Annotated in this window: 24 protein-coding genes and 1 pseudogene; 15 read left to right on the forward strand and 10 right to left on the reverse strand. The window is 73.9% G+C overall.

Translation table 11 applies throughout. The features are described from left to right. Window positions 1–85 precede the first annotated feature (85 nt). Window positions 86–478 carry a DUF6896 domain-containing protein gene (locus ACZ6Z8_RS18280; RefSeq protein WP_465610909.1) on the forward strand — a complete coding sequence of 131 codons (393 nt, stop codon included), beginning with the start codon at window positions 86–88 and terminating at the stop codon, window positions 476–478. Here ACZ6Z8_RS18280 and ACZ6Z8_RS18285 read toward each other — a convergent pair. Further along, complete coding sequence (locus ACZ6Z8_RS18285) at window positions 475–864, reverse strand: VOC family protein (RefSeq protein ID WP_465610911.1); 390 nt, start codon at window positions 862–864, stop codon at window positions 475–477. The genes ACZ6Z8_RS18280 and ACZ6Z8_RS18285 overlap by 4 nt on opposite strands. Next, entirely contained in the window at window positions 861–1,901 is a 1,041-nt protein-coding gene (locus ACZ6Z8_RS18290; protein WP_465610913.1) for a hypothetical protein, read from the reverse strand. Before ACZ6Z8_RS18290 ends, ACZ6Z8_RS18285 begins: the two co-directional genes overlap by 4 nt. A gap of 197 nt (window positions 1,902–2,098) precedes the next feature. Here ACZ6Z8_RS18290 and ACZ6Z8_RS18295 point away from each other — a divergent pair, with 197 nt between their 5' ends. The 4 genes from ACZ6Z8_RS18295 (at window position 2,099) to ACZ6Z8_RS18310 (ending at window position 3,921) form a co-directional block, all read left to right on the forward strand. Next, window positions 2,099–2,542, forward strand: a complete 444-nt coding sequence (locus tag ACZ6Z8_RS18295; protein WP_465610915.1) for an HAD family hydrolase — start codon at window positions 2,099–2,101, stop codon at window positions 2,540–2,542. Between the two features lie 65 nt (window positions 2,543–2,607). After that, window positions 2,608–3,015 carry a hypothetical protein gene (locus tag ACZ6Z8_RS18300; protein ID WP_465610917.1) on the forward strand — a complete coding sequence of 136 codons (408 nt, stop codon included), beginning with the start codon at window positions 2,608–2,610 and terminating at the stop codon, window positions 3,013–3,015. Between the two features lie 21 nt (window positions 3,016–3,036). Beyond that, window positions 3,037–3,333, forward strand: coding sequence for a PRC-barrel domain containing protein (locus tag ACZ6Z8_RS18305; protein WP_465610919.1), 297 nt, complete (start codon window positions 3,037–3,039; stop codon window positions 3,331–3,333). Between the two features lie 3 nt (window positions 3,334–3,336). Beyond that, window positions 3,337–3,921 (forward strand): type 1 glutamine amidotransferase domain-containing protein, encoded by a 585-nt coding sequence (locus tag ACZ6Z8_RS18310; protein ID WP_465610921.1) that lies wholly within the window; start codon window positions 3,337–3,339, stop codon window positions 3,919–3,921. Window positions 3,922–3,969: 48 nt separating this feature from the next. On the opposite strand, the gene ACZ6Z8_RS18315 is transcribed toward ACZ6Z8_RS18310, so the two are convergent. From ACZ6Z8_RS18315 to ACZ6Z8_RS18330, 4 genes and pseudogenes are all read right to left on the reverse strand, one after another. Further along, window positions 3,970–4,824, reverse strand: coding sequence for an ATP-dependent DNA ligase (locus tag ACZ6Z8_RS18315; protein WP_465611143.1), 855 nt, complete (start codon window positions 4,822–4,824; stop codon window positions 3,970–3,972). Between the two features lie 96 nt (window positions 4,825–4,920). Continuing rightward, window positions 4,921–5,802 (reverse strand): annotated as a pseudogene (ligD, locus tag ACZ6Z8_RS18320) (non-homologous end-joining DNA ligase); the annotation flags it as partial. Window positions 5,803–5,891: 89 nt separating this feature from the next. Further along, the gene (locus ACZ6Z8_RS18325) at window positions 5,892–6,326 is read right to left on the reverse strand and encodes a VOC family protein (RefSeq protein ID WP_465610923.1); all 435 of its coding nucleotides are present in this window, start codon (window positions 6,324–6,326) and stop codon (window positions 5,892–5,894) included. 26 nt (window positions 6,327–6,352) lie between these two features. Beyond that, window positions 6,353–7,237 carry an AraC family transcriptional regulator gene (locus ACZ6Z8_RS18330; RefSeq protein ID WP_465610925.1) on the reverse strand — a complete coding sequence of 295 codons (885 nt, stop codon included), beginning with the start codon at window positions 7,235–7,237 and terminating at the stop codon, window positions 6,353–6,355. A gap of 137 nt (window positions 7,238–7,374) precedes the next feature. On the opposite strand from ACZ6Z8_RS18330, the gene ACZ6Z8_RS18335 reads away from it, so the two are divergent. After that, window positions 7,375–7,809 (forward strand): CBS domain-containing protein, encoded by a 435-nt coding sequence (locus ACZ6Z8_RS18335; RefSeq protein WP_465610927.1) that lies wholly within the window; start codon window positions 7,375–7,377, stop codon window positions 7,807–7,809. A 210-nt stretch (window positions 7,810–8,019) separates the two neighbouring features. On the opposite strand, the gene ACZ6Z8_RS18340 is transcribed toward ACZ6Z8_RS18335, so the two are convergent. Next, window positions 8,020–9,186: an alanine--tRNA ligase-related protein gene (locus tag ACZ6Z8_RS18340; RefSeq protein WP_465610929.1), complete on the reverse strand. Its 1,167-nt coding sequence runs from the start codon at window positions 9,184–9,186 to the stop codon at window positions 8,020–8,022. Between the two features lie 376 nt (window positions 9,187–9,562). Then, window positions 9,563–10,468, reverse strand: coding sequence for a helix-turn-helix domain-containing protein (locus ACZ6Z8_RS18345; RefSeq protein ID WP_465610931.1), 906 nt, complete (start codon window positions 10,466–10,468; stop codon window positions 9,563–9,565). 131 nt (window positions 10,469–10,599) lie between these two features. Between ACZ6Z8_RS18345 and ACZ6Z8_RS18350 the strand changes: the two genes are divergently transcribed. Continuing rightward, window positions 10,600–11,184: a pyridoxamine 5'-phosphate oxidase family protein gene (locus tag ACZ6Z8_RS18350; protein WP_465610933.1), complete on the forward strand. Its 585-nt coding sequence runs from the start codon at window positions 10,600–10,602 to the stop codon at window positions 11,182–11,184. Window positions 11,185–11,803: 619 nt separating this feature from the next. Here the strand turns inward: ACZ6Z8_RS18350 and ACZ6Z8_RS18355 are convergent. Further along, complete coding sequence (locus ACZ6Z8_RS18355; RefSeq protein ID WP_402822172.1) at window positions 11,804–12,199, reverse strand: transglycosylase family protein; 396 nt, start codon at window positions 12,197–12,199, stop codon at window positions 11,804–11,806. A 477-nt stretch (window positions 12,200–12,676) separates the two neighbouring features. Between ACZ6Z8_RS18355 and ACZ6Z8_RS18360 the strand changes: the two genes are divergently transcribed. The 8 genes from ACZ6Z8_RS18360 to ACZ6Z8_RS18395 all read left to right on the forward strand — a co-directional run bounded on the left by ACZ6Z8_RS18360 (window position 12,677) and on the right by ACZ6Z8_RS18395 (window position 22,393). After that, window positions 12,677–13,207 carry a universal stress protein gene (locus tag ACZ6Z8_RS18360; protein ID WP_402822175.1) on the forward strand — a complete coding sequence of 177 codons (531 nt, stop codon included), beginning with the start codon at window positions 12,677–12,679 and terminating at the stop codon, window positions 13,205–13,207. Window positions 13,208–13,383: 176 nt separating this feature from the next. Next, a complete protein-coding gene (gene pdxR, locus ACZ6Z8_RS18365) occupies window positions 13,384–14,838 on the forward strand; it encodes a MocR-like pyridoxine biosynthesis transcription factor PdxR (RefSeq protein WP_465610936.1) in 1,455 nt (484 codons plus the stop codon). Window positions 14,839–15,398: 560 nt separating this feature from the next. Then, entirely contained in the window at window positions 15,399–16,775 is a 1,377-nt protein-coding gene (locus tag ACZ6Z8_RS18370) for a hypothetical protein (RefSeq protein ID WP_465610938.1), read from the forward strand. Beyond that, window positions 16,666–17,418 (forward strand): bestrophin-like domain, encoded by a 753-nt coding sequence (locus ACZ6Z8_RS18375; protein WP_465610940.1) that lies wholly within the window; start codon window positions 16,666–16,668, stop codon window positions 17,416–17,418. The genes ACZ6Z8_RS18370 and ACZ6Z8_RS18375 overlap by 110 nt, the downstream gene beginning before the upstream one ends. A 204-nt stretch (window positions 17,419–17,622) precedes the next feature. Next, the gene (locus ACZ6Z8_RS18380) at window positions 17,623–18,429 is read left to right on the forward strand and encodes a DUF1963 domain-containing protein (protein WP_465610942.1); all 807 of its coding nucleotides are present in this window, start codon (window positions 17,623–17,625) and stop codon (window positions 18,427–18,429) included. A 378-nt stretch (window positions 18,430–18,807) separates the two neighbouring features. Next, the gene (locus ACZ6Z8_RS18385; RefSeq protein ID WP_465610944.1) at window positions 18,808–20,214 is read left to right on the forward strand and encodes a family 2B encapsulin nanocompartment shell protein; all 1,407 of its coding nucleotides are present in this window, start codon (window positions 18,808–18,810) and stop codon (window positions 20,212–20,214) included. A 229-nt stretch (window positions 20,215–20,443) separates the two neighbouring features. Further along, window positions 20,444–21,502 (forward strand): hypothetical protein, encoded by a 1,059-nt coding sequence (locus tag ACZ6Z8_RS18390; protein ID WP_465610946.1) that lies wholly within the window; start codon window positions 20,444–20,446, stop codon window positions 21,500–21,502. Window positions 21,503–21,622: 120 nt separating this feature from the next. Then, window positions 21,623–22,393: a bestrophin-like domain gene (locus ACZ6Z8_RS18395; RefSeq protein WP_465610948.1), complete on the forward strand. Its 771-nt coding sequence runs from the start codon at window positions 21,623–21,625 to the stop codon at window positions 22,391–22,393. A gap of 67 nt (window positions 22,394–22,460) precedes the next feature. Here ACZ6Z8_RS18395 and ACZ6Z8_RS18400 read toward each other — a convergent pair whose 3' ends face one another. Beyond that, window positions 22,461–24,821, reverse strand: coding sequence for a glycosyl hydrolase family 18 protein (locus tag ACZ6Z8_RS18400; RefSeq protein ID WP_465610950.1), 2,361 nt, complete (start codon window positions 24,819–24,821; stop codon window positions 22,461–22,463). Window positions 24,822–24,904 lie beyond the last annotated feature (83 nt).

Consider the following 24,904-nt stretch of genomic DNA (forward strand, 5'->3'; position numbering starts at 1 on the left):
GCGCGCAGCTCGGTCCTGCCGGGCGCCGGCCACCTCGTTCCCGAGGAGCGTCTGCCCGAACTCGATCGGCCCCCGGCGGTGTCCGGTGACCACGGCCCGTGAGCTGGTGCTCGGCTACCTCGCGGAACTGACCTGGATCCTCGGCGAGTTGGGCCGCAATGATCCGCCGGCCGGGTGTCTGACGGAGTGGCTGGTCCTCGCCCGCACCCGCCGGATCCCCCGGGTGGGCGTGGTCGGCGGCCGGTTGTACCTGGTACACGGCGCGGGCTGCCGGTTCACCGGCCCGGACGGTGTCGAGGTCGAGGTCGACACCACCGGACCGGGCACGGTGACCTTCGACGCCTGGCGGCTGCAGCGCTACGGCGCCGGCCTGCCCGAGGCCTTCGTCGCGGCGCAGCACGAGCTGCGGGCCGCCGCCGGGGCGCTGCCGCAGCTCACCGGCGGAGGGCGGGCCGGCTGGTTCGTCCTGCCGGGCTAGCGGTGGAACTGGGCGAGCTGGATGAGGTTGCCGCAGGTGTCGTCCAGCACCGCGACGGTGACCGGGCCGAGGGCCGTCGGCTCCTGCGTGAAGCGGACGCCGAGCCGGTGGAGGCGGTCGTACTCGGCGTGCACGTTGTCCACGGCGAACTGGGCGGCCGGGATGCCGTCCTCGACGAGCGCCGTCTTGTAGGGCTTGACGGCCCGGTGCTTGTCGGGTTCCAGCAGCAGTTCGGTGCCGTCGGGCTGTTCGGGGGAGACCACCGTGAGCCAGCGGTACTCGCCGAGCGGGACCTCCTCCTTCTTCACGAAACCCAGCACCTCGGTGTAGAACCGCAGCGCCTTGTCCTGGTCGTCGACGAACACGGTGGTCAGGTTGATCCTCATGGGGTGCCCTCCGAAGCGGCCCGGTGGTAGTGGCGGTCGCCGAGCCGATCGTAGATCGCGCGCAGCCAGGGCTGCCGGACGGCGGGCAGCCGGGCGAGGCGGTGGCGCAGCAGGCGCCGGTCGGGCTCGAACAGCCGGGTCGGGCGCAGCGGCAGCGGGTCGTCGCGTTCCTCCCCGGCGGGCAGCCGGGTGGTGGGACGGAGCGGTGGGAAGGCGAGGTACGTCCACACCGCGGAGTCCAGCGGGACGGGTACCGCGCCGCCGGAGGGCGGCTGCCAGGTGGCGCCGTTCCACGGGTGGCGGGGGACGAGGGCGATCTCCGGCACTGGGGCGGGGGTGACCCCGGGGCCGGCCACGCCCAGGGTGCGGACCGGGTCGCCGGTCGGGAGCAGCCGGTGCAGGGTGCGGCCGAAGGTCTCGGAGAGCAGGCCCGGGGGCACCGCCACCGGCGCGCCGCCGGAGGCCGCCAGGACCTCGGCCAGAGCCGCTCCGACCGCGGCGCTCCACCGGTCACTCCACCAGCCGTCGGGCTCGACGGGTGGCGCCGGGGGCGCCGTCCAGCCGTCTCCGTCCGGACGGGCCGGGCCCTCGACCGGGAGCCGCCGTACGGCCCGCGGGTCGAGCCGGACCGCCTGCCAGAGGTAGCAGTCGTCGATCCGGGCGCCCACCGTCCGACCGCACCGCTCGCAGGCCAGATTGGAGTCTCCGGCGCAGGCGCAGCACCCGTCGCACCGCTCCGCGATCAGCGCGGTGCCGCGGGTGTCGCCCGGGGCCAGCAGGACGGTGCCGCCGGGGCCGGACCACAGCCCGTCGACCGGCGCGTACACGCCCAGGGCGGCGGCCTCCGCCGGGGTGATCGCGGACCAGGGGCGCCAGGGTTGCTCGAAGGGTTCCGGGTCGACGGCGAAGGTCCCGGGCTCCAGCAGCGGCGGCAGGTAGCGGTCGGCGCCCTCGCGGTGCGCGTGCGGTGGCAGCGCCACCTCCGTCACCGGCGTGGTCAGCTCCGCACCGCACCCCGCGCACGCGAACACCGCCACGCGTTCTCCCCCCGCTCGCCAGTGAACGTCCGGAGTATGGCCGCCCGCGCGACGGACGCCAAGCGGTTTTCGCCGGTGCGGGCGCCCGTACCCCGGCAGGCAGCGCGCGGGGCCGGGGACCGTCCTAACCTGGAAGGGCGCGCACGGTGCGTGGCCTGCGACGGAGGCGCGGAAGCACGGCAACGGGAGCGGTGACGATGACGGTGATCTCGGCGGCCCTCTTCGGTACCGACTGGCGGCCGCGGCTGCCCGGCGGCGCCGAGTTGCTGCGCGAGTGCGCCGCGCGCGGCTGGACGGTCGTGCTGACCGGGCCCGGGCCGGCCGGGGCACCGGTCCTGACCGTGACCGCCCCCGGGGGTGACCCCGTGCGGGCCGCCCTGGAGCTGGTGGACGGCGAGCCCTCGCACGCCGTGGCCGTCGCCGGGAGCGTGCGCGAGGTGCTGGCGGCGCGGCGGGCCGGGGTGCCCTGCGTCGCCCTGGAGACCGGCGGGGACGCCGGTCCCGAGCTGCGGGTGGCCGGCGCGGTCGAGGTCCACCGCGACGCCGCCGCCCTGCTGCGTGTCCTGGACGACAGCCTGCTGGCCCGTCCCCGTGCCTTCGGGCGCGTGGACGCCGGAACAGGCGGTCCCCGGAACGGTTGACGCCAGCCCGTACCGGGCATCCGCCCGGGTGCGAGCACGTCACCGGAACGTCGGAGGTGACCGAGATGGACGGACCCGCGTTGAGCGGATGGGAGCGGCGGCTCCTTGAGGAGATCGAGTCCGACCTGCGCCAGGACACGCGCCTCGACCGGAAGTTGAGCACGATGGGGGCGAAGCCGCCGAACCGGGTCGTCGGGGCGCTGCGCGCCGCCGGGCGCCGGATCTCGGCCGGGGTGCTGCTGACCGTCCTGGTGATGACGTCCATCTGTCTCGGCATCGGGGTTCGCACTCCGACGACGGCGGTGCTGATCGCCCTCGGGGTGGTCTGGGCCGCATCGGTGGCGGGCGCGGTGGCCGCCACGGAGCTGCTGCGGCGGCGCCGCGGGTCCCGCGGGCCCGCGTCTGCCGGTCCGGCGCGGGAGGAGCGGCGCGAGCGCCGCGAGCGTCGCCCCTGGGACCGCCCCGAGGCGTGAGGCGATGAGAGGCGAGACCTGATGAGTACCGACCTGTGGGAGTACCGCCCGGGCTCCCACCCCGCCGCCGACCTCGCCCTGGTGGGATACGAGGTGGACGCGACCGACGGCCCGCTCGGCCGGATCGAGCAGGACGGCGGCGACCACCTGATGGTCGACGCCGCGCCGTGGGTGCCGGGTGCCCGGGTGCTCGTCCCGGTCGGCCTGGTCGCCCGGATCGACCACCTGGACCGCACCGTCCACCTCGACTGCCCCCGGGCCCGGGTCGGCACCACCCCGCCGCCCGCCGAGGACCTCACCACCCGGCGCCCGCGCTGAGCCATGGGCTGGCCGCTGATCACCCTGACCGGCCGGACGATCGCCTTCCTGGTCGCCCCGTACGGCGTCGAGCAGCAGGAGCTCACCTCGCCCTGGCAGGCGGTCGCCGAGGCCGGCGGCAGCCCGCGCCTGCTGTCCACGGCCCCCGGCCGGGTGCAGGCCGTCCGGCACCGTGAGGCCGGGGACACCTTCGCGGTGGACGTCCTGGTCGCGGAGGCGGACCCGGACGACTACGACGGGCTGGTTCTGCCGGGCGGCGTCGCCAACCCGGACCGGCTGCGGGTGGACCGGCCGGCCGTCGCCTTCGTGCACGGGTGCTGCGCCTCCGGCCGTCCGGTCGCCGCGATCTGCCACGCCGCCTGGACGCTGATCGAGGCCGATGCCGTCCGCGGCCGCACCCTCACCTCCTGGCCCAGCCTGCGGACCGACCTGGTCAACGCGGGCGCCCACTGGGTGGACGAGGAGGTGCACGTCTGCCGGGACGGTCCGGGCCCGCTGGTGACCAGCCGCAAGCCGGGGGACCTGCCGGTGTTCGAGGACGCGCTGGTCACCGAGTTCGTCCACGCGGCGCCGAAGCGGCGCAGGTGAGGCGCCCCTGCGCAGCGCAGCCCCGCTCCTTTCCGGTCCGGCCCGGGGTCAGTCCCCGCGCAGGCGGACGAAGGTGGCGGTGGGCGGGCGTCCGGTGAGGGTGAGTTCGGCGCGCAGCGGGCCGGTGAGCGGGTGCACCTGGCCGTGGTCGGGATCGGTGGCCGGAGGGCCGAGCAGCGGCCCGGCGACCTGGGCGACCTCGCGGGCCTGGACGGGGGTGAGCCGGGGGGTGCTCAGGAAGACCCGGCCGTCGTCGAGTTGGAGCACCAGCGCGTGCGGCCGGGCGGCCGAACCGGTGAGGGCGCGGACGGTGGCGTCCAGCGTGTCGCTGCGCCGGTACTTGACCCAGGCGCGGCCCGCGCCGCGCGGCCGGTAGGGGGAGGCCGCGGCCTTGCAGACCAGGCCCTCCACGCCGGTGTCGGCCAGCTGCTCCATCCACTCCAGCGCCTCCGCCCGGTCGGTGGTGGCCATCACCGGCTGGATCGGCGGCGGGACGTCGGCCAGCGCGGCCAGCAGCAGGCGGCGCCGGTCGGTGAGCGGCAGCCGCCGGACGTCGCGGCCGGGCAGGGCGAGCAGGTCGAAGGCGATCAGCCCGAGCACCACGTCCGGGGCCGCGGCCCGGGCCTGGCGGGTGTGCAGCAGTTCCTCGAAGGCGAACCGGCCGCCCCGCCAGGCGACGAGCTCGGCGTCCAGCACCAGCCCCTCCGGCAGCCGGGCGACGGCGGCGGCGATCGGCGGGAACTCGCGGGCGAGGTCGCGGCCGCTGCGGGACTGCAGGAACGCCGGGCGGTCGCCGCGGGCGAAGGCGACGCAGCGGAAGCCGTCCAGCTTCAGCTCGTACTGCACGCCGCCCCCGCCCAGCCCGTCGGCGGGCGGCACGGCGGTGACCGCGGCGGGGCGCATCACCTCGACGGGGGGCTGCAGCACCTGCCGGGGCTGCTTCGGCGCGGGCCCCGGAGCCGGGGCGGCCCCGGCGGGCGCCTTCCGGGTGGTGGGCGCGGCGGGCAGCGGCCGGGCCTGCTCCGGGTCCAGCAGCGGCGCGAACAGGTCGCCGTGCGCCGCCAGCCGTCCCGGCAGTTCGGCCAGGGTGAAGACCAGCTCCGCCTCCCCCCGCGCCCGTTCCAGCTCGCCCCAGGAGAGCGGGGTGGAGACCGTCGGCAGCGGCCGGGCGCGCAGCGTGTACGGGGCGGCGGTGGTCTTCTTGGCGTTGTTCTGCGACCAGTCGACCAGCACCCGGCCCCGGCGGCGGGCCTTGGCCATGGTGTGCACCACCAGGTCGGGGTGCTCGACCTCCAGGGCGGCGGCCAGCGCCTTCGCGTACCCGGAGACCTCGGCGCTGGGCGTGGGCTCGATCGGTACCAGCAGGTGCAGGCCCTTGGAGCCGGAGGTCTTCACCCAGGCCGCCAGCCCGTCCGCGGCCAGCCGCTCGCGCAGCAGCAGCGCGACCGCCCGGCAGGTGAGCACGTCCGAGCCCTCACCCGGGTCGAGGTCCAGGACCAGCCGGTCGGCCAGCGCCGGCGCGGCCGCGTGCCACTGCGGTACGTGCAGCTCCAGGCAGCCCAGGTTGGCGACCGCCAGCAGTGCCGCGCCGTCCTCCAGCACCACCTGGCGCAGGTCCCCGCCGCTGCTGGGCACGTCCACCGTGCGCACCCAGTCCGGGGTGCCCGGCGGCGGGTTCTTGGCGACGAACACCTCCGCCTCCACGCCGTCCGGGCAGCGCAGGAACGACACCGGGCGGTCGCGCAGGTGGGGCAGCAGGGCGGTGTGCACGGCGGCGTAGTAGCGCAGCACGTCGCCCTTCAGGGTGCCGATGCTCGGGTAGTACACCTTGTCGAGGTGGGACAGGGCGAGGGTGCGTCCGTCCACCGTCATCTGCGGCATGGGCCCTCTCCGTAGACTCCCGCGGGTGGCCCCCGCAGCCAGTCTGCCCCGGTACGGCCGTCGCCGCCCGGGGCGACCGGGGGCGTCGGTCAGGAACCCGGGGCGGGCCGGGGCGCGCCCGGGTACGTCCCGAAGTACCAGTGGTTGCCCTCGGGGTCGGCGGCGGCGAAGTCACGCGAGCCGTAGTCGGTCTCGTGCAGGTCGGTGGTGATCCGGGCCCCGGCGGCGACGGCCCGGGCGTGCACGCCGTCCGGGTCGGCGGTCACCACGTACGCGCTGAAGCTGCCCGGCAGGCCCGGCCACTCGTCCGGCGTCGTCTCGCGCACCGAGCCGAGCATCACGCCGCCGCCCTCCGGCCAGGCCAGTTCGGCGTGCCCGACGAACTCGCCCTCGCCGTAGCTGACCACCTCCCGGAAGCCGAAGGCGTCCGCCAGGAAGCGGATCAGGGCCCGGGCGTCGGTCGCGCGCAGGGTGGGCCAGACCTGCGGGGCGGGGGTTTCGGTCGCGGGGGTTCCGGTGTCCATGGCTGGTCACTCCTCGGGTGCGATGGCTACGCCTCCCACTCTGAGCCCGGCCCGGTGACCCCGCCTTGGACGTTTCGGAACTTCGCCGCCTCCGGCCCCTCCGCCGCGAGCCAGGCGCTGGGCGCGGCCCCGGCCAGCGCCCGGAACTCCCGGGCCAGGTGCGCCTGGTCGAAGTAGCCGCAGCGGACGGCCAGTTCGGCCAGCCGGGGCGGCGGGGAACCGGCCGCGAGCAGGTGCCGGGCCCGGTCGAAGCGGATCACCCGGGCGGCCGCCTTGGGGGTGAGCCCGGTCTCCCGCCGGAACCGCGACTGGAGGTGCCGGGCGCTCCAGCCGGTCTCCCGGGCCAGTTCCGCCACCGGCAGCCCGCCGCCGCTGCGGCGCAGCGCCCGCCAGGCCCAGCCCACCTCCGCCGGCACCGACCCGGACGGCCGGGCGGCCCGCAGCAGCGCCCCGTCCAGCAGGGCGAACCGCTGCGCCCAGTCGCCGGCCGCCTGCAGCCGCTCCCGCAGCTCGGCGGCGAGCCGCCCGAGGACCTCCTCCGCCGGGACGTCCAGTCCCGCCAACTCCCCTGCGGGCAGCCCGAACAGCGCCCGGGCGGCGAGCGGGTGCACGGCGATCTGCACGCCGGACTGCGCCCCCTCGTGGGTGATCAGCGCGGGGGAGGTGTGCAGCCCGCCGAGCACCGTCGAGTAGCTGCCGGGCGGCTGCGCCGGATCGGGGTGGCGGGAGACCACCAGCGGTTCGTCCAGGGTGAGGATGAAGGTCAGGTACGGGGAGGGCAGACCGCGGTGCACGGCCGGGGCCAGACCGCGCTGCCGGTACCCCGAATACCGGGCCACGTACGGGCGCAGCGCCGTCGCGGGCCGGGCGAGGACGGCCTCGTCGACCGCCCCGGTGGCTTGCGTCGTCACCCGTCCAGTATCGGTGCTCGCGGTCGCGGGCGGGCCCCGGGTCGCCTACGGTGAGGGCACGGTCACCCCGCGAGCGGCGCTGTGGGCCGCCGCGGGGGCGGACCGTCGGGGGGGGTAACACCGACGAAGGAGTCCCCGTGACCACTGCCCGAGACATCATGCACACCGGCGCCCAGTGCATCGGCGCCCACCAGACGCTGGCCGAGGCCGCGAAGATGATGCGCGACATGCACGTCGGCGCGCTGCCGATCTGCGGCGACGACCAGAAGCTCCACGGCATCATCACCGACCGCGACATCGTGCTGCGATGTGTGGCCGAGGGCAAGAACCCGGCCGAGATGACGGCCATGGACCTCGCCGGGCACCTGCACTGCGTGCGCGCCGAGGACAGCATGGACACCGTGCTGAAGAAGATGGAACAGCACCAGATCCGGCGCATCCCGGTGATCGACGGCGACCGGCTGGTCGGCATGATCAGCGAGGCCGACCTGGCGATGGGCCACCGCGAGGGCCACCGGCTGACGGACGAGCAGATCATCAAGTTCATGGACAGCGTCTACATGAAGCAGTGACATCCGCTCGGCCGCTCCTGGGCGGCCCGTGAGCGGCCTTGAGCGCAGCCCCGTCCGCCCTCGGTGACCGGCCGGTCCCCCCGCACCGGCCGGGCCTTCCGATCGTGGCGGACGGGGCCCTCACACGTCTTGTACAAATGCGCAACGCCCGCCTGGCGCCCCGGCCGTGCCTGCCTCGCGCCCGTGCCTGCCTCGCGCCCGGGCCGCCCGTCAGCGCGGGCGGAGGTCGAGGACCAGGTCGCGGGGGAGGCCGTGGGTGTCGTGGAGGTAGTGGAGGTCGTCCTCGGTGAGGGGGCCGCGGAAGCGGGGGCGGGAGAGGACCCGGCGGCCGCGGTCGAGGAGGCGGTCGAAGCGCCGCTCCTCGTCGAGCAGCACCCGGCGGACCGACCCGGGGTCGACGTCCTGGCGGAAGCGGTCCAGGGTGTGCCGGACCAACTCCTCCGGCAGGTCGCCGAGTCCGCGCTGCGGGTCGTCCCGGCGCAGTACGGTGAGCACCCGGCGCAGCAGGCGGCGCAGGACGTAGCCGCGGCCGGTGTTGGAGGGGCGGACGCCGTCGCCGATGACGACGACGGCCGAGCGCAGGTGGTCGCAGACCAGGCGCAGGGACGGTTCGTCCAGCTGCCACAGGGGCGGGACGAGGCGGCGCCAGGGGTCGAAGACGTCGCAGTCGAAGACGGAGGGGCGGCCCTGGAGTAGTGAGGAGAGGCGTTCCAGGCCGAGGCCGGTGTCGATGTTGCGCTGGGGGAGCGGCACGAGGGTGCCGTCGTCGAGGCGGCGGTGACGCATCATCACGTGGTTCCACACCTCGACCCAGCGGTCGTCCCGGGTGGGTGTGGACCGCGGCGGGGTGTCGCCGGTCCACAGGAAGATCTCCGAGTCGGGGCCGCAGGGGCCGGTCGGGCCGTTGGACCACCAGTTGTCCTCGACGGTGAGCTCGACCGGCACGCCGCGGTCCTGCCACAGCTCCAGGGAGTCGGTGTCCGGGCCGACCCGGTCGTCGCCGCCGAAGACGGTGACGTGGAGCCGGCCGGGATCGATGCCGAAGCCGTCGGTGAGCAGCCCGTAGCCCCAGTCGAGGCTCTGCCGGCTCTCGTAGTCGCCGAGGGACCAGGTGCCGAGCATCTCGAAGACGGTGAGGTGGGTGCGGTCGCCGACCTCGTCGAGGTCGGTGGTGCGCAGGCAGCGCTGGACGTTGACCAGCCGCCTGCCCAGCGGGTGCGGGCGTCCCTCCAGGTGGGGCGTGAGGGGGTGCATGCCGGAGGTGGTGAACAGCACCGGGTCGCCGGGCGGGGGCAGCAGGGTCGAGCCGGTGATCCGGCGGTGGCCGCGGTCCTCGTAGTACTCGGTGAAGGTGCGGACGAGTTGGTCGGTGTTCACGGGGGTGGCTCCTTCGCGTGTGCCGTGGTGGGAGGCACCGGACGACGAGTCCGCGCGATCGTCGGAACCGAGAGCAGAACGCCTCGGAGCCACCACCGGCGGACCGTTTCCGGTCGCCGGGGGAGGGGGTACGTCAGGCGGCGGCAACCGGCGAGCTGGTCGCTCGCGCGGTGGCGGTGAAGAGGCCGGTGACGTTCATGGGGCCGAGGGTAGCGCGGCCGGTGCCCCGGGGGCACGCGGTTTTCCGATCGCGGTCGGATGGAGGAGGACGGTGCCACCGAGGTCCTGCCAGGGGCCGTAGCCGGAGTGCGGGGCGGTCCGGCCGGTGGTGCTGACGATCGGGTCGGCTTCTCACGGCAACGGAGCCCGGCTCGGTTCAGCTCCGGTCGGCGTCGAGCACGGCGCTGGTGATCCGGCCGACGATCCGGTCGGGCGGTTCGAGGTCGGTGGCGGTGGCGGTGGCGGCCCGGCGGGAGGCCAGGAACTCGCGGGGCGAGCAGCCGACCATGCCGCGGAAGGTCCGGTCGAGGTGGGACTGGTCGTAGTAGCCGCACAGCGCCGCGAGGTCGGCGCGGGCGAACCGCCCGTCCGGGGCGGTCAGCAGCCGGAGGGTGCGCTGCAGTCGTAGGATTCCGGCGGCCTGCTTGGGCGCCAGCCCGAGCTGTTCCCCGAAGCGCTGCTCCAGTCGGCGGCGGCTCCAGCCGGTGCCCTCCACCAGGGCGCGCACCGGCACCAGTCCCCGGGAGCGCCGGAGTTGGTGCCAGGCCCAGAGGACGTCCGGCTCCCAGAGCGGCCCGTCGGCGAGCAGTGCGGTGAAGTAGCCGTCCAGCAGGGCGAATCGGGCCCGCCAGGTCGGGGCGTCGGCCAGCCGGGCGGCCAGCCGGCCCAGCCGGGGGCCCAGCACCTCCCCGGCCTCAGCCCACTGCCCGCCGAGCTCCGCGGCCACCGGACCGAAGGCCCGGAAGGCGCCCTGCGGGGTGAGCGAGACCGCCAGTCCGTGCAGCACACCGGCGTGTTCGGCGATCGTCGCGGTGCGGCGCAGCCCGGCGGCGATCGAGCCGAAGGAGATTCCGGGGGCGGGCGACACGGCGTCGGTGAGCCGCATCGTGCCCTCGAAGGCGAGCGCCACCGTCACCACGTCCGTCGGCACCTCCAGCCGCCGGCGCGGGCGGTCGAGGCTCATCCGGTAACCGCGGTAGTCGAGGACGTAGCGGCGCAGTGGAGCGGCGGGCAGGGCGACCGCCATCACCGGTCCGGCGGTCGGAAGGGTGTCCTGGACCAACTCAACTCCCTTGCTCGGCCCGGTGGGTGGCAGGTACGGAAATCATCCTAGGCGGATCGGTCAGTGCGCCGACCGTCTCATTGCGTGGATTTTCCGTTCTCGGGGAGCGAGATGCGGGCACACTTGCGCACATGGGAAAGCAGTACGAAAGCATCGACGGCCGGCTGCGGCAGTTCATCGAACGCCAGCCCGTCTACTTCGTCGCCACCGCGCCGCTGGCGGGCGACGGACACGTCAACCTCTCGCCCAAGGGCCGCTCCGGCACCCTCGCCATCATCGACGAACTGACCCTCGCCTACCTGGACTTCGGCGGCTCGCAGGCCGAGACCATCGCCCACCTCCGGGAGAACGGCCGGATCACCCTGATGTGGTGCGCCTTCGACGGCCCGCCCACCGTGGCCCGGGTGCACGGCCGCGGCGAGCCCGTCTTCCGCGACGACCCGCGCTTCGCCGACCTGCTCGGCCGCTTCGAACCCGGCGCGGACGGCGCTGGACTGCGCGCGATCGTGCTGGTCCACGCCGAGCGGGTCAGCGACTCCTGCGGCTACGCGGTGCCGTTCATGGACTACCGGGCCGACCGCGACCTGCACGCCCAGTACTTCGACCGCAAGGGCGAGGAGCAGTTCAGCGCCTACTGCGAGGGCAAGCCGCTCGTCCGGACCAGCATCGACGGCCTGCCCGCCCTCCCGCTGCCGGTCCCGGCCCGGCCGGCCTGACGGCACGCCGGTGCGGTCCGAGATGGGCGCCGGGGGCGATCTCGGTCACACGGTGGGAGTGCCGGCCGGTGTCGGCGTCCTCCTCCGGCTGCTCCATTGAGTACGGAGACCCGTGCACCGCGTTCGAGCCTGTTCTCGTAGGGTCTGTCCGGTGGGTTGATCACCTGAGGAAGGGGTCCTGTTGGAGGAGAGCGAGGCAAGGCTGCTCGCGGAGGAGTTCGGCCGTGGCTTGACCGAGCGATGGGATGAATGGGCCTTTGAGCTCAGCCTGTGGGCGCCCCCGGCTCGCACGGGCATGTTCGGCTTCACCTGGTGTCCCACTGCGAAGGGCAAGGACGGGCGTCCGATCCGAGTCGGCGGAAACTGGCCCATTCTCGTGGACCAGGACACCGGTGCCTGCCGACTCGTGCAGGGGCCGAACGAGTTCGCGGCCCTCAGGGGCGCGTCGGCGGCTCGCCATGCCCACCAGGCCGCTGCCCGTGGGAATCGACCGCCCAGGTAGCTGTGGCGACCCGTCAACCGGGGGTGGGGCTGCGTCTGTCCGTACGCCGACACCGTGACGCGACGAAGCCGCCGCACCCCGGGCGAGGGGTGCGGCGGCTTGCGTGCGGGGGTGGGCCTACTTGCCCAGGCCGGCCTTGCCGGAGCAGATCGGCCAGGCGCCGGGGCCCTGGGCGGCGAGGACCTTCTCGCCGATGGAGATCTGCTGCTCCTTGGTGGCCAGGTCGGCGCGCGGGGCGAAGGAGGTGCCGCCGAAGGCCGCCCAGGTGCTGGAGGTGAACTGCAGGCCGCCGTAGAAGCCGTTGCCGGAGTTGATGGCCCAGTTGCCGGTGGCCTCGCAGGAGGCGACCTTGTCCCAGACCGACGCCGGCGCGGCGGAGGCGCTGTTGGCCGTGACGAGGCCGGCCACCGGCAGGGCGGTGAGCGCCCCGGCCGCCAGAGCCATCCGGACGCGGTTGCGGCGCTTCGGGGTGGCGGTGGTGGTGGCAGCGGCGGTCTCGTTACGGAAGGTCATGCGGTTCCTTTCGGAGGGGGTTTGCGGGCGCGCGGAACCAGGCCCTCGGAAGGCCGTCGGTTTCGGGGACGCGTCGCTCGCGTGGTCCGGCACCGTTCCTGCTCGGGGGCGGTGAGGCCCGGCCGGAGCGGAATCGCTCGGTGCAACGGGTTCGAAGTTACGGGGCTGTTCGTGTCGGTTTCAAGGATTCGCAGGTTCGAGCACGTCAGGGGCTTGTTACCGCAGGTATCGATCACGAAAATGAGGTGATTTCGCATCATTTCGCCGCATTTTCAAGATCAAACCACCGCTCGAAGTGGCCGCCGTCACCCGGGAGGCCGTGTGAAGCCGCGCACATCGTCGACAGCGGGTGACGGCCCACCCGGCCCCGGGTACCGGATCGGCGCGCCCGCGCACCCGTCCGGGTGGCCCGCACCACAGCCCTCACCCGGAGTGCCCACTGCCGCCACTCCCCGTGGCGGGCATAGCCTTCGGCCCATGAGCAACGAGAGCGATGCGGCGGACGCAGGGGCCGTCGACGGCGGCGGGGAACGTCCGGTCCACGAGCCGGCCGTCGCACCCAGCGGCTTCGAGCTGGGGACCGACGGGCCCAAGGTGATCCTCGCGGGCCTGGACGGCTCAGACTCCTCCTGGCGCGCCACCGCCTACGCCGCCGGACTGGCCCGTCGGCAGGGCGCACTCCTCGCCGTCGCCTACATCCAGCCGATACTCGGCGCCGCGACCGCCCTGGCCGGCGCCGCCGTGGAGGAGACCACCCAGGAGATCGCCGACGAGCTGCTGGCCGCGCTGCGCGACGCCGAGCACCGGATGCGCGAGGTCTGGCGGGTGGAGTGGCGCTTCCTCACGGTGCGCGGCGACCCCTATACGGGCCTCGCCAGGCTCGCGGACGAACTGCGCGCCGACGCCGTGGTGGTCGGCGTCTCCGAACAGGCCGGGCACAAGGTGATCGGATCGGTCGCGGTCCGACTGGTCAAGGCGGGCCGCTGGCCGGTCACCGTCGTGCCGTAGGTGTCCACGGGCGTCCGTAGGACTCCGTAGGAATCCGTAGGAGTCCGTGGGCAGGCGCGGGGCCCCGCCATCGTTCCGTGGCCGAACCGGCGCCGGCCCACCGGGGCCCGGCAGCGGCTCGACCGGCCACCGCCCGCCCGCCGGTGGCCGGTGAGCGGCGGGTAGGGTGCGGGGCCATGACGGAAACGCCGGGCGCGCACACCACCGAGCCGGGCCACCCGACCGGCAACGACCTCCACCTCGACCTGCCCGCCACCGGCGGCCGCCGATCCGCGCTGATGGCCGCCCTGCGCGAGGCGATCCACACCGGCCGGCTCGCCCCCGGCACCCGGCTGCCGCCCTACCGGGCGCTCGCCGCCGACCTCGGCGTGGCCCGCAACACCGCCGCCGAGGCCTACGCCGAACTCGTCGCCGAGGGCTGGCTCACCGCCCGCCAGGGCTCCGGCACCACCGTCGCCGAACGCGCCGCACCCGTCCGGTCCGACCGCGCCCGCCGCCCCACCCGCCGGTCCGGGCCCGTGCACGACCTGCGCCAGGGCCAACCCGACGCCGCCTCCTTCCCCCGGACCGCCTGGCTGGCCGCCGCCCGCCGGGCCCTCACCGCCGCACCCAACGAGGCCTTCGGGCCCGGCGACCCGCAGGGCCGGCCCGAACTGCGCACCGTCCTCGCCGACTACCTCGCCCGCGCCCGCGGGGTGCGCACCGACCCCGACCGGATCGTGGTCTGCTCCGGCTTCGCCCACGCGCTGCGGCTGCTCTTCGACGGCGCCGCGCCCGTCCTGCCCTCCGCCGACCGGGGGCCGCTGGCCGTCGAGGCGTACGGGCTGGGCTTCCACCGCGGGCTGCTGGCCGCCGCCGGGGTGCCCGTGGTGCCGCTGCCGATCGACGAACAGGGCGCCCGGGTCGAGGAGTTGGCGCGGCACCCGGACGTCCGGACGGTCCTGCTCACCCCCGCCCACCAGTTCCCGACCGGAGGCCCGCTGCACGCCGGGCGCCGCGCCGCCGTGATCGACTGGGCGCGCGGCCGCGGCGGACTCGTCCTGGAGGACGACTACGACGGGGAGTTCCGCTACGACCGCCAACCGGTCGGCGCCGTCCAGGGGCTCGACCCCGACCGGGTCCTCTACCTCGGCAGCGTCAGCAAGAGCCTCAGCCCGGCGCTGCGCCTCGGCTGGATGGTCCTGCCGGACCACCTGGTCGACCGGGTGCTCGCGGCCAAGGGCGAACGCGAGGCCTGGGCCAGCGCCCCGGACCAGCTGACCCTCGCGGAGTTCATCGACTCCGGGGGCTACGACCGGCACGTGCGGCGGATGCGGCGCCGCTACCGGGACCGCCGGGACCAGCTGGTGGCCGCGCTGGCCGCCCATGCTCCGCACATCGAGGTGTCCGGCATCGCGGCCGGTCTGCACGCCGTCCTGCGGCTCGCCCCCGGCACCGAACGCTCGATCCTCAAGGCCGCCGTCTACCGGGGCCTGGCCGTCGAGGGGCTCGCCGACTACCGCCACCCGGCGGTCCCGGCGGAGGCGATGCCCGCCGTCGACGGCCTGGTGGTCGGCTACGCCACCCCGCCCGACCACGCCTACCCGGCGGCCCTCCAGGCGCTCTGCGACATCCTCCCGCCGCCGGCCTGAGCCGGCCTGAGCCGTCGCGGAGCGACCGCTGGCAGGCGAGTCGGGTGATCTCCCTGGAACCGGGAGGGCGTTCGACGGGATCGCGCCCTGCGGCATGGACCTGCGCGAGCGGGCGCAGGCGATGAAGAAGCTGAAGGCATGCGCGTTCCCCACAACGGCCCCGCTGCCGTTACCCCTGTCGTGTGATCAGAGCGGCTCAATACCCACCGGAGAGCGTGTCGGAGGGGGACAGGCCGCCCCGAGGCCATAACTAGATCATATGGCTGGCTGGAAACTGTCCTTCTTCTCGGCTGTCGCTGGCCTGGTACTGGCCGGCTCGGTCGCTGGTCCGCCGATGACCTCTTCAGTCGCCAGCCTTCCTCCCAGCGGGCCGGAGCCGGGAGCGCGGGGAGAAGCATTCGGAGTGCCCCCCACCTGCGGAACCGGGGTTCCCGTACCCAGCGCTTCCCCGCCTGGGACTCCCGGAGGAGGAACACCCAGGCCCAGTGCTTCCCCGCCCGGTCCTCCCGGGGGAGGAACACCCAGGCCCAGCGCTTCCCCGCCCGGGACTCCTAGGCCCAGTGCTTCGCCGCCCGGTGTTCCTGCACCTGGTGTTCCTGCACCTGGTGTTCCTGCGCCTGGTGTTCCTGCGCCTGGTGTTCCTGCGCCTGGTGTTCCCGTACCTGGTGTTCCCGCGCCTGGTGTTCCCGCGCCTGGTGTTCCTGCGCCTGGTGTTCCTGCGCCTGGTGTTCCCGCGCCCGGTGTTCCTGCGCCTGGTGTTCCCGCGCCCGGTGTTCCTGCGCCCGGTGTTCCCGCACCTGGTGCTCCTGCACCTGGTGCTCCTGCGCCCGGTGTTCCCGCGCCCGGTGTTCCCGCACCTGGTGCCCCTGGGCCCGGGGCCCCCGGGCCTGGTGCTCCCGCACCCGGGGCTCCCGCAGGCGGTGCGAGAGTGCCTGCACCCGCAGCTCCCGCGCCCGGTGCTCCTGGGGCTGGTGCTGCTGCGCCAGGTGCTCCCGCAGTCGGGGCTGCCGGTGCCGGCGCCGGTGCTGGTGTTGCTGGGGCTGGTGCTGCTGGGCCGGGGGCTGCCGGTGCCGGTGCTGTTGCGCCGGGTGCTCCTGCGGCTGGTGCTCCAGGTGCCGGTGGTGCTGGTGCTGGTGCTGGTGCTGCTGGGCCGGGGGCTGCCGGTGCTGGTGCTGCTGCGCCGGGTGCTCCCGCCGCTGGTGCTCCAGGTGCTGGTGCCGGTGGTGCTGGGGCTGGTGCTGCTGCGCCGGGGGCTGCCGGTGCTGGTGCTGTTGCGCCGGGTGCTCCTGCGGCTGGTGCTCCAGGTGCTGGTGCCGGTGGTGCTGGTGCTGGTGCCGGTGGTGCTGGTGCTGCTGGGCCGGGGGCTGCCGGTGCCGGTGCTGTTGCGCCGGGTGCTCCTGCCGCTGGTGCTCCAGGTGCTGGTGCTCCCGGTGCCGGTGCTGCCGGGCCTGGTGCTCCCGGGGGCGGAGCGAAAGCGCCCGGAGCCGGGGGACCTGGCGCACCTGGCGCACCTGGCGCGCCCGGGGCACCTGGCGCCGGTGCGCCCGGCAAGGGGCGCAAGCCCGAGAAGGCCAAGCCAGGCGGCGCGAGTCCTGCGGCCTCCACGAGTCCCTCCGCTTCCCCCGGGCCGCAGGCAGGGGCGAGCCGGGTGCCCTCACCCCGTCTCCACTCCGGCCGTTCCGGCGAGAGGGCGACCCGGCTGTTGCACAACGTCGTCCTGTACTTCCTGGTCCTGTTCGTTCCCGCGATCGTCGCCGCAGCCATCGCGTGGCGTCGCCGCAAGTCTCGCCGGCAGACCGACCAAAGCTCAGGGACACCATGGAACACGTGATCGCAGTGATCGGGATCATCGCCGGATTCGTCGCCATCGCCGGGGGTGCTGCCGTGTTCAACAGCCGCAGGGCCAAGCGAGCGGCGTCGGGGGAGGAGTCGCGTGACGACACCGCCGAGTACCTGACGATGATGGTCGGCGTGTTGTACGCCTTGGTGCTGGGCGTCGCGCTGGTTTCGGTGTGGGAGGCCAAGGACGACGCCGACACCAATATCAGCACCGAGGCAGGGGCGCTGCACCAGACGTATCTGCTGGCCGACGGGCTGCCGCCCGACGCCGCCCAGCGGGCCCGCTCTGCGGTGGACACCTACGCCGCCTACGTCCGGAACACCGAGTGGCCCCTGATGGGGCAGGACAAACCGCTGGGCGCTCGTGGCTGGACGCTCCTGCACGAGGTGCAGAACGCATGGGTGTCGTTCGAGCCCACCACCAACGCCCAACAGCAGGTGGACCAGCTGGCGTTCGGGCAGATCTCCGTCGCCTACGAGGCGCGCCACGGCCGTGAGGAGAGCAGAGGCCGGGGCATGTCGGGCGTCATGTGGTTCGGTTTGCTCGCCGGCGGCGTGCTCACGTTGGCCCTGATGTTCCTCTTCGGGATCGAGCGCACCGGCACCCACCTGGTGCTGGCCCTCGGCTTCACCAGCCTCATCGCCTTCATGGTGGTCCTCATCTATGCCCTGAACTCCCCCTTCGGAGGCCCGCTCGGCCTGAGTCCCGCGCCTTTCGCCGACGTCGGTCTCGGCGTCTGAGGGCGTGTCGGAGCCGGGGGACCGGATCACCGGTCGTTGTCGCGGGACCAGGAGATGAACGGACGTCCGCGCGGACAGATCGGCACGTCACCCCGCAGCGCTTTACGTCCGGCCCAGGAGGGCAGCGGTCCGGGGCCGGCCGCCCCCGTACCGGCAGCTGACGGGCGTTCCCCGCCTGTCGGCGCCGGGTGACAGGATCGGGCCATGTACGCATGGACGCCGAACGATCCCGCCCGCCCCGCCGAGTTCCCCGCCCTGCCGTTGCCGTACGGGCTCCACGCCGCCCTCCTGGAGCGGGTGGGCGCGGAGGCGGCCGCACGGGTCGGCGGGCTGGTGCGCCCCTCTCTGGAGATCGGCCCTGACGTCCCGGCGGGGGAGCCCGGCTGGACGCCGGTCGGACGGACCGGCGGGCCGGCCGCCCTGCCCGAGGAGTTCGACTGGCCCGAGGGCGACGGGCACCCCATGGAGCTGCTCGCCCAACTCGACTGCGCGGCGATGGCGGAGGCCTTCCGGGCGGGCGGCGGCGGGCACTGGCCGCTGCCGGCCGAGGGCCTGCTGCTGTTCTTCCACGACTCCATGCCCGCCGACCTCGACGGCGAGAGCTGCCGCGTGCTGCACGTCCCGGCGGGGACGCCGGAGCGCCCGGCCCCGCCGGACCCGGACGGGTTGGCGCCGCTCGCCGGGCGGCCGGTCCGGGCGCGCTGGGCGCTGTCGGCACCCTCCTACCTCGACGACGAGCTGGTGGCGCTCCTGCCCGGCGACTACCTGGCTGCCATGGGCGTCTCGGACGACTTCTGCGAGCACCTCGGCACGCCCGTGATCCGTCTCCTCGGCTGGTGCGACAGCCACAACACCACCCGCCCGGACGGCCACCGGCCGCTGCTGCAGGTCGAGGGGTCGGCGGCGGACGCGGCCTGGGGCGAGCTCGTCAACGTCTCGGTCTGGATCACCGATGAGGACCTGGCGGCGGGTCGGTTCGACCGGGTGCGGCACGGGCTGGAGGTCGCCTGACCGGTGTGCCGGGTTGACGCCCGACCGCCGCCGTGGAGTCGCCGGGCCGGTCGCGGGTGCGGATCGGAGAGGCCTTGCGGGGCGGGGATCGCGGGCGCGAACGGATGTTCCGGTGGTGGAAGGGGCGCTCGGGGGCAGATGGGGGCGGAAAGCGGGAGATTCACCCTATCGGGGGGTAGTCGGCCGCCGTGCGAGCTCGGTCGTGTTCTGGTGATCTAGGGTTCCGGATGGGCCGCCGGGCGATGGCGGCCGAACTCCCCACAGTCACCAACTTCCCCACCAGTCAGCGGATCTGATGATCCGTTGTGGCTCGCGCCCAGGGCGGAGCGGTTCGGCCCTGACCGCGTGATCCGACCACACGAATGGAGACCCCTGCCGATGCCCGTGGACACGAGCCCGGAGACACAGCAGGACCGGCAGCAGAGCCTCGCGACGGCAGCTGCCCGCAATCTTGCCACCACGACCAAGTCCGCACCGCAGATGCAGGAGATCACCTCCCGCTGGCTGCTCAGGGTGCTCCCGTGGGTCGAGGCCCACGGTGGCGCGTACCGGGTGAACCGACGGCTCACGTACACCGTGGGCAACGGCGTGGTGGAGTTCATCAAGACCGGCTCCCAGGTCCGCGTCATCCCGGCGGAGCTGGGCGAACTCGCCCTGCTGCGCGGCTACGAGGACGAGGAGGTGCTGACCGCCCTCGCCGACCGCTGCCATCAGCGCGACTTCGGCCCGGGCGAGGTGCTCACCACCCAGGGCGAGGCGGCCGACCGGATCTTCCTGATCGCGCACGGCAAGATCAACAAGATCGGCACCGGCAAGTACGGCGACGAGACCGTGGTGGGCGTGGCCGGTGACGGTGACCGCTTCGGCGACGACTCGCTGCTGAACCCGGACGCCGTCTGGGAGTACACCGCGAAGACCACCACCTCGGGTGTCGCGCTCACCCTGAGCCGGGACGACTTCGCCCGCATCCGGGACAACGCGCCGAGCCTCCAGGAGCACCTGCGGGGGTTCCTCGCCCTGCCGCTGCAGGCCCAGAACGAGCGTGGCGAGGCCGAGATCGCCATGTCGGCCGGCCACCACGGCGAGTACGAACTCCCCGGCGCCTTCGTGGACTACGAGCTCAAGCCGCGCGAGTACGAGCTGAGCGTCGCCCAGACCATCCTCAAGGTCCACACCCGCGTCGCGGACCTGTACAACGAGCCGATGAACCAGATCGAGCACCAGCTCCGGCTGACCATCGAGGCCCTGCGCGAGCGCCAGGAGCACGAGATGATCAACAACCCGGAGTTCGGCCTGCTCAACAACGCCGACTTCGACCAGCGGATCCAGACCCAGTCCGGCCCGCCCACCCCGGACGACCTGGACGAGCTGCTCAACCGCCGCCGCGACCCCGACTACCTGCTGGCCCACCCACGCACCATCGCCGCGATCGGCCGGGAGTTCAACGCCCGGGGCATCTACCCGCACCACGTCGACCTCGGCGGGCAGCAGGTGCCGGCGTGGCGCGGGGTGCCGATCCTGCCGTGCAGCAAGATCCCGATCACCAAGGAGAACACCAGCTCCATCCTGGTGATCCGTACCGGTGAGGACAACCAAGGCGTCATCGGCCTGCACCAGACCGGCCTGCCGGACGAGTACCAGCCCTCGCTCTCCGTCCGGTTCATGGGGATCGACGAGAAGGCGATCATCTCGTACCTGGTCAGCGCCTACTACTCGTGCGCGATCCTGGTGCCGGACGCGGTCGGTGTGCTGGAGAACGTCGAGATCGCGCACCGCCGCCACTGAGCCCCGGAGAACAGCGAGCGCGGGCCGTAACCGGTCGGCGCGAAGATCGTTTCACCTGATGACGGACGGCCCGCCCCGGAGGTGGGCCGTCCGCCTGATCGCGTTCGAACGCGCATGGTCGTACCGGATCGGCTCGGTCCCGGATCCGACCGGTGCCGCCCGTTTCCGCGGGCTGGTCAGCCCGAGTCCGTCCCGTTCCCGCAGGCGAACCGAGAGGTGTGTGGAGCCCATGCCGCAGCGTCGGCAGTCCCGACGGATACCGCAGCACGACGGCTCGACCGCTCCAGCGCGGCGGGTGCGGCTGATCGGCGCGGCGGTCGGCGTGATGGCGATGTGCGCACTGGTCGGCGGCGCCACCGCGTCGGGCGCAGAGCGCCCCGGCGACCACGCGCACGGCTCGGCCGTGGACACCTGCGTGTGCAGTGAGACCGACGTCTCGACCTCGGTGGGACCGGGCGGGAGCGTCGACGTCGGGGTGGACGTCGACGTCCAGGTCGACGTCACCGTCGCGCCGGACACCGGTCGCCACCACGGCCACCGGCCCCCGCACGAGCACCACCCGTGCCACCACCGGCCGTGGACGGCGTCGCCGCTCCCGGCGCTGCCCTCGCCCTCGGCGACGACGGGGCTCCGGCAGCAGCCGGGGCGCCCGGACGAGGAGCAGGGCGGGCACGGGGGGCATGGCGGGCACGGTGACCACGGGGGGCATGGCGGGCACGGTGACCACGACGGGCATCACCACCACCATCACCACCCGTACCCCTGCCCGAGCCCCACCCCGACTCCCACGCCCACCCCGACACCGACTCCGACCCCGACGCACACCCCCACGCCGACACCCATTCCCACCCCGTCCCCGAGCGCGACACCCCCCAGCCCGAGCCCGGTGCCCACCGCGCCGCCCTCGCCCCCGGCCTCCGTGCCGCCCCAGCCGGTTCCCCCTGCGCCCGCGCCCGCACCTGCGGCCCCCGCGCCCGCTGTTCCGGCACCCGCGGACCCCGCAGCCGCCGTCCCCGCACCGGCAGTGCCCGGCCCGCAGGTGGCTCCGCCCGCCGTAGTGGCCCCCAGCCCCGTGCTGCCGACCCCGGCCCGCCCGAGCCCGCTGTGGCCGACGCCCTCGGCGCATCCGTCGTTCAAGGTGTGGGCCGGAAAGCCGCTGGCGGACCCGCAGCACCACCACGGCGCCTCGGCGACCACCACGATGCTGCTGATCTTCGTCCCCGGAATCCTTGCGGCGGCGGCGCTGCGCCCGGGTCATGGCCGAGGCCGCGGCCGGTCCGGGTTCTGACGGGCCGCGGTCCCGCCCGCGCGGCGGTCGTGCGTCCCGGGCGGTACCCGGGCTCGTCGCGCCCGTCGGGCCCCTGCTTCCCCGTTCACGTCACAAGCCAAGCCAGAGAAGGGAGTTCCCATGTCCGAGTGGGTGGCGCTGATCGTCGCCATGGCGGCGGCCTGTGCCGTTGTGTTGGTGGTGGTGGTGCTGAGGCACCGCACCGCGAGCGTCGAGGAGAACGTCGACGAGACGCCCGACGTCATCGAGTACATCACGATGATGATCGGCGTGGTCTACGCGATCGTCCTCGGCCTCGCCATCGCGGGTGTCTGGGAGGCGCGCGGCGCCGCCCAGGACGACCTGTTCCGTGAGGCGCAGTCGCTGCGGGAGGTGAGCGACCGGGCGGTGGTCTACCCGGCCGAGTTCCGCGACCAGGTCCGGTCCGACATCGACGCCTACGTCACGTACGTGGTGAACGTCGAGTGGGACTACATGGCCGACAACGGCGCGATCACCGACAAGGGCACCCAGTTGCTGGACAAGGTCCAGAACGAGGTGGCCAGCCGGGCGCCGGCCTCGGACCTGGAGTCCCAGACCTACCAGCCCATCATGGACCGGATCAGCCAGGCCTCCGACGCCCGCAACCAGCGCGGGCAGAACGCCGGGCCGACCATGCCGGGCGTGGTCTGGTTCGGTCTGATCGGCGGTGCCGTGGTGACCATCGGGATGCTGTTCGCGCTGCAGATCAGGCGCACGCCGCGGGAGTTGGTCCTGGCGGGCTGCTTCAGCGTGCTGATCGCCTTCCTGCTGTTCATGATCTGGGACTTCGACGATCCGTTCGCCCGGAGCGTCTCGGTCACCACCCAGCCCTTCGTGGACCTCTTCCCCTCGCTCAACCTCAAGAGCTGAGCCCCGCGGGCCGGGACGGACACCGGTGGTCCCGTCGGGGCCACCGGTGTCCGGTCATGTCCCGAGGTCAGCGCAGTGCGGCGTCCATCGAGTTGAGCATCGTGCCGGAGGCGTCGTCGTTCTCCAGGGAGAAGGCGAACAGACCGCCCAGGCCCTTGCCCTTGGCGTAGGCCCCGCGTGCCCGGACGGCCTGGGGGGTGTCGCCGGTCCAGAAGTTGGTGCCGTCGTAGATCCAGCTGCTCTCCGTCACCGGGTCCCAATGGGTCTGCGCGGCCGACGGGTTGAGCTCCTTCCAGGCGGCTAGACCGGCCTCCTGGCTGAGCGGCTTGGCGGCCGTCGGGCCGGTCGCGCTCTGGTACAGGCCGTAGTTCGACCCGGCCGGGACGCCGGTCCAGCCGCGCCAGTAGAACGGGATGCCCAGCACGATCTTGTTCGCCGGGAAGCCGCCGGGGATGCCGTACTCGGGCAGGCCGGTGGTGTAGGCGGTGAGCGTGGTGTCCACGTTGTACTTGCGGCTGCCGGGGGTGATCGGCGTGGTCGGGTCGGCCGGGCTGTCGTGCAGCGGGTCCTGGTGGTTGGTCGGGCCCTTGGCGTCCCAGGAGCCGTGCATGTCGTAGGACATCACGTCGGCGTAGTCCAGGTAGGCGCCGATCCGGTCGGTCTCCAGCTGGGCGATCTTGTCCTGCCCGCTGGGCAGTGCGGCGCTCAGTAGGTAGCGCTTGCCCTGGGCGGCGCCGAGGGCGTCCAGCTGGGTGCGGAACTCCTTGAGCAGCAGGGTGTAGTTCTGCTTGTCGGCGGGGGAGTAGTGGTTGCCGGTGTGGCCGCCGGCCGAGCCCGGGTACTCCCAGTCGATGTCGACGCCGTCGAAGATGCCGGCCGCCGAGGCCTGGCCGCCGGAGGCGTCACCGGCGACGCCGGTCGGCAGGTTCCCCTTGAGGAACATGTCGATGCAGGAGGAGACGAAGGTCTTCCGGGAGGCGTCGGTGGCGGCCGCGTCGGAGAAGTACTTGGAGTACGTCCAGCCGCCGATCGAGATGGTGAAGCGCAGGTTCGGGTACTTGGCCTTGAGCTGGCGCAGCTGGTTGAAGTTGCCCTTGAGCGGTTGCTCCCAGGTGTCGCTGTTGCCGTCGACGCTGGTGCCGGAGTTGTAGTCGGACTGGTAGTCGGCGTACGCGTCGCCCGCGCCGTCACCGGCGTTGGGGTCGGACTCGTTGGCCGAGTCGGAGGCCTTCACCGCCTGGAAGCAGGTGAACTTGCTGGGGTCGATGTTCGCGAACGCGTAGTGGATGACGTCCAGCTTGTCCGCGGCGCCGCTGGTGTCGACGTTCTTCGGGTAGTACGCGTTCTCGTAGATGCCCCACTGGTCGAAGTAGGCCGAGCGGACCGGCTGTTGCGCGGGCGCGGCGGCGGTCGTGGTGCTCACCGGGGCGGACTGGGCGGAGGCGTGGCCGCCGGAGTAGGCCTGGACACTGAAGGTGTAGCCCCGGCCGGGCAGCAGGGAGCTGACGGCGACCGAGGTGCCCATCGAGGTCGCGACCAGCTGGCCGTTGGACCACACCTTGTAGGCGACCGGGCCGTCGCCGGTGGTGAGGGTGGAGGGCTGCCAGGTGAGCACGACGGCGCCGGAGGTGACCTTGGTGACCGCGACGCCGGTCGGGGTGGTGACCTTGCCGTCGCCGGCCGGGCCGCTCGCGGTGGCGGTCGGGGTGCCGGTGGGCGAGCCGGTCGCGGTCGGGCTCCCGGAGGGCGAGCCGGTGGCCGTCGGACTGCCGCTCGCCGTCGGGCTGGAGGACGCGGTGGGGCTGCCGGAGGCTGTCGGGCTGCCGGTGGCGGTGGGGCTGGTCGAGGAGGTCGGCCCGCCCGGCCCGGTCAGGCTGAGGTCGTCCGCGTAGTAGCCGCCGGTGCCGTACCAGCCGTGGGTGAAGACCGTGACGGAGGTGGTGGTGGCGCCGGTGGTGAAGGTGCTGCTCAGCTGGTTCCAGCCGGTGCCGCCGGGCGTCCAGCTGGAGGAGTTGACGCCGTTCCCGGTGGCGCCCAGGTAGACGTAGCTGCCCTGCACCCAGCCGGCCAGGGTGTACGTGGTGTTCGGCTGGACGGCGACGGTCTGCTGACACTGTGCGGTGTCGGAGGACGAGGCGGCGCCGCTGAGGGCGTGACTCCCGCCGTGCACCGGGGTGGTGACAACCGAGCCGTTGGAGCAGCTCCAGCCGGCCAGGGTCCCGGTCTCGAAGTCGCCGTTGGCCAGCAGGTTGACCGGGGTGGCGGCGGCGGAGCCGAAGGTGAGGGCGAGGGCGGCGCCGCTGGTGGTCAGCGTGGCGGCCAGGGCCAGGGCGGTGGCTCGTCTGCGCCGGCCGGCCCGGCGGGCGGCACACCCTCCGGCGGACGGGTCGGGCAGGTCGGGGCGTGCGGGCAGGACGCGGTCGTGCATGCGGGATGTCCTCCGGATGTGTGGGGGTTCCGGCGGTGCGTGGCCCGGCCGGGCCGTGGGGAGCCGGCCCGGGCGCGGTGGGG

The sequence above is a fragment of the Kitasatospora sp. NPDC101108 genome, assembly GCF_055584725.1.

Coding starts and splice junctions, on each gene's coding strand:
- ACZ6Z8_RS18285 (WP_465610911.1), bottom strand. CDS start 864: ATGAGGATCAACCTGACCACCGTGTTCGTCGACGACCAGGACAAGGCG.
- ACZ6Z8_RS18295 (WP_465610915.1), top strand. CDS start 2,099: ATGACGGTGATCTCGGCGGCCCTCTTCGGTACCGACTGGCGGCCGCGG.
- ACZ6Z8_RS18300 (WP_465610917.1), top strand. CDS start 2,608: ATGGACGGACCCGCGTTGAGCGGATGGGAGCGGCGGCTCCTTGAGGAG.
- ACZ6Z8_RS18305 (WP_465610919.1), top strand. CDS start 3,037: ATGAGTACCGACCTGTGGGAGTACCGCCCGGGCTCCCACCCCGCCGCC.
- ACZ6Z8_RS18310 (WP_465610921.1), top strand. CDS start 3,337: ATGGGCTGGCCGCTGATCACCCTGACCGGCCGGACGATCGCCTTCCTG.
- ACZ6Z8_RS18315 (WP_465611143.1), bottom strand. CDS start 4,824: ATGCGCCCCGCCGCGGTCACCGCCGTGCCGCCCGCCGACGGGCTGGGC.
- ACZ6Z8_RS18325 (WP_465610923.1), bottom strand. CDS start 6,326: ATGGACACCGGAACCCCCGCGACCGAAACCCCCGCCCCGCAGGTCTGG.
- ACZ6Z8_RS18350 (WP_465610933.1), top strand. CDS start 10,600: ATGGGAAAGCAGTACGAAAGCATCGACGGCCGGCTGCGGCAGTTCATC.
- ACZ6Z8_RS18355 (WP_402822172.1), bottom strand. CDS start 12,199: ATGACCTTCCGTAACGAGACCGCCGCTGCCACCACCACCGCCACCCCG.
- ACZ6Z8_RS18360 (WP_402822175.1), top strand. CDS start 12,677: ATGAGCAACGAGAGCGATGCGGCGGACGCAGGGGCCGTCGACGGCGGC.
- pdxR (WP_465610936.1), top strand. CDS start 13,384: ATGACGGAAACGCCGGGCGCGCACACCACCGAGCCGGGCCACCCGACC.
- ACZ6Z8_RS18380 (WP_465610942.1), top strand. CDS start 17,623: ATGTACGCATGGACGCCGAACGATCCCGCCCGCCCCGCCGAGTTCCCC.
- ACZ6Z8_RS18385 (WP_465610944.1), top strand. CDS start 18,808: ATGCCCGTGGACACGAGCCCGGAGACACAGCAGGACCGGCAGCAGAGC.
- ACZ6Z8_RS18390 (WP_465610946.1), top strand. CDS start 20,444: ATGCCGCAGCGTCGGCAGTCCCGACGGATACCGCAGCACGACGGCTCG.
- ACZ6Z8_RS18395 (WP_465610948.1), top strand. CDS start 21,623: ATGTCCGAGTGGGTGGCGCTGATCGTCGCCATGGCGGCGGCCTGTGCC.
- ACZ6Z8_RS18400 (WP_465610950.1), bottom strand. CDS start 24,821: ATGCACGACCGCGTCCTGCCCGCACGCCCCGACCTGCCCGACCCGTCC.